Annotated in this window: 2 protein-coding genes; both read right to left on the bottom strand. The window is 71.4% G+C overall.

What is annotated here, in order from left to right; genetic code table 11:
• On the bottom strand, window positions 1–1,114 hold a 1,114-nt coding region (locus tag FVW27_RS13295; protein WP_167125872.1), incomplete at its 3' end, for a 3-deoxy-D-manno-octulosonic acid transferase.
• A 79-nt stretch (window positions 1,115–1,193) separates the two neighbouring features.
• Window positions 1,194–1,940 carry an HD domain-containing protein gene (locus FVW27_RS13290; protein WP_208294782.1) on the bottom strand — a complete coding sequence of 249 codons (747 nt, stop codon included), beginning with the start codon at window positions 1,938–1,940 and terminating at the stop codon, window positions 1,194–1,196.
• Between the last annotated feature and the right edge of the window lie 420 nt (window positions 1,941–2,360).

Raw genomic sequence — 2,360 nt, 5'->3', positions numbered from 1 at the left:
CGGAAGCGCCGCCGGAGGGCGCGGCGGTGCGCCGCGAGCGCAGTTCCCACGGCAGCCCGGCCTGTTCCAGCGCGTTCACCCAGGCGGGCACGCGGTGCATGTGCCGGGGGGCCACGGCGATGTCCACATCGGGACGCTCCTGCACGATTCTCTGGATGACCGGCAGCAGGGCGGCTTCCTCTTCCTCGCGCACGGAGCCCAGCACCACCAGCGGGGCGGATTTCCGCAGTATGGTGCCCGCAAGGCCGGGCACGTCGTGTGCGCCGGGCACGCCGGATTCGTCCGGTCTTTCGGGTTGGGGCAAGGCCCGGTCAAACTTGATGTTGGGCATGACCGAGGTGCGGTCGTGCCCGAACAGCAGGCCGAAGCGCTGGGCGTCGTCGGGCGAGATGGCGGCGATGCGCTCCGGGGCCAGCCCGTGCCAGAAGTCGGGGGTGAGCAGGTATCCGGCCAGGGTGCGCGGGGTCATGCGCCCGTTGACCACGGCCACGGGGATGCCCCGCGCCGCGCAGGCGGACAGCAGGCCGGGCCACAGTTCCGTTTCCAGCAGGGCCACGGCGCAGGGCCGGGCCTGGTCCAGGGCGCGGCGCATCAGACCCGGTTCGTCAAAGGGAAGGTAGCGCACCTGCACCTGCAGGCCGGGCCGGTGTGCGGCGGCCCAGTCGCGGGCCTTTTCCAGTACTTCCACCCCCTGCCGGGTGCACGAGGTGAGCAGCACGGAGAGTCCGCCGTCCTGTGTGCACGGGGGGGGGCACGGGGGCGTGAACGGGGCGGCGGAGGACGGGCATGGCCGGTCAGGGCTGTCCGTGGCGTCGTCCGTGGCGTCGTCCGTGGCATTGGCAGTGGCACCATCCGGGGCGTCGTGGGCGGAGCCGTCCGTGGTGCCCCTCGTGCCGTTGCCGTCCAGATGGCGCAGCAGTTCCCACGCCAGATAGGCCTCGCCGCCGGAGGCCGCCTGCACCCACAGGTGGGCCGCCTCGGCCCAGTGGTCGGGCACCAGACGCTGGTCGTAGCCTTCGGCCAGACGGGCGTTGCGGCGCAGCAGGGGGCGGGCCAGACGCCAGACGCCGCCGTAGATGGCCAGCAGTGCGGCGTGCAGGGGGTCGGATTTCATGCGGAAACCTTTTGGCGGATCAGGGAAAAGAGGTGGCGGGGGCAACGGTGACGGGCATCGGGCAGGCTGGGACGAGGCCTCAGCCCGCGTTGACCGTCAGTTCGCCGTCGCGCGGCACGGCATCGTGCAGGGCCATGCCCAGCCGGGCGGACAGGGCAAGCTCTATCTCCACGGCCTGCTCGTGCGATTCGCGGATGCGTTCGCGGATGCGTTCGGTACGGCCATATCGCTCCACAAGGTCGTCGAAGCGTTCCTCCAGCGTCACCAGCTGGTCGTGCTTCACGCGCTTGTCGGCGTAGATGATGATCAGCGGCATCAGCCATTCCCGCACGGTCACGTCCACCCGCCACGGCCAGTGCACGTGGTGCATCACCCCCTGGGCGATGCGCGGGTTGCCCGTCTCGTGCAGGGCCCACGCGCCGCCGAGCTGGGCGTGGTTGCCCCCGAAGCGGATGGTGTAGTCCTTGGCGATGTCGTGCAAGAGGGCGCTGGCCAGCACCGAGGGCAGGTGGATGTCCGTGCTGTTCGGGCCATTCGGGCCGCCCGCTTCATTGTTCAGGGCCGCGCGGGCCAGCGCCATGGCCATGTCGGCCACCCTGAGGCTGTGGGCGCGGATGTGGTCGGGCATGGCGTAGCGGTCCCACAGGGCATGGCAGGCGGCCATGTCGGGCACAGGCCAGGCGCTTCCGGGAACGGTGGGGTCGGCGGGGTTCGGCGCCGCGAAGCTGAGGGGCGGCAGGTCATCCACGGTCATGCAGCGGTTGGCAGCCGCCTCGCGCGGGCTTTCCACGTCGCCGGTAAAGGGCATACCCACGGTGGCGGTCATGCGGTCTCCTCTGGTGACGCGCGGGCGGGGCGGACCGCAGGATGCCGGTCCCGTGCGATGCGCCGCGCGTTCGCCACTTCCGTGAACATAACCACTGGCCGGACAAAAGGCAAAGCGCGCGCAGCAGTTGGCGAACGGGGAAAGGCGTGGTCGGGAGACGGCGCGCAGTTTCCGCGCACCGGCGCGCACCGCCCAAATCCGCCACCCGTGAGTGCGCCGCCATCACTGGCGCGGGCAGGGGGGCATGCCTCTACCCTTGCCTGCGCTTCCACCGCGTTGACAGCAGCCCTTGGCACGGCGTAGCACCATCGGGACACGGTGCGGAGGGCATGGGGTTGCCCGCGCGAAACCGTGCGGGCGGCGGGCCATGCCCTTGGGGCGGTACCGCCGTCGCGTCGCGCCTGACCGGTCCACGGCCCG

This window comes from Nitratidesulfovibrio liaohensis (assembly GCF_011682075.1).
In the GTDB taxonomy this organism is placed as follows: domain Bacteria; phylum Desulfobacterota; class Desulfovibrionia; order Desulfovibrionales; family Desulfovibrionaceae; genus Cupidesulfovibrio; species Cupidesulfovibrio liaohensis.
The sequence above is the reverse complement of the archived record's forward strand: the minus strand, read 5'-3'. Positions and strand labels throughout refer to the sequence as shown.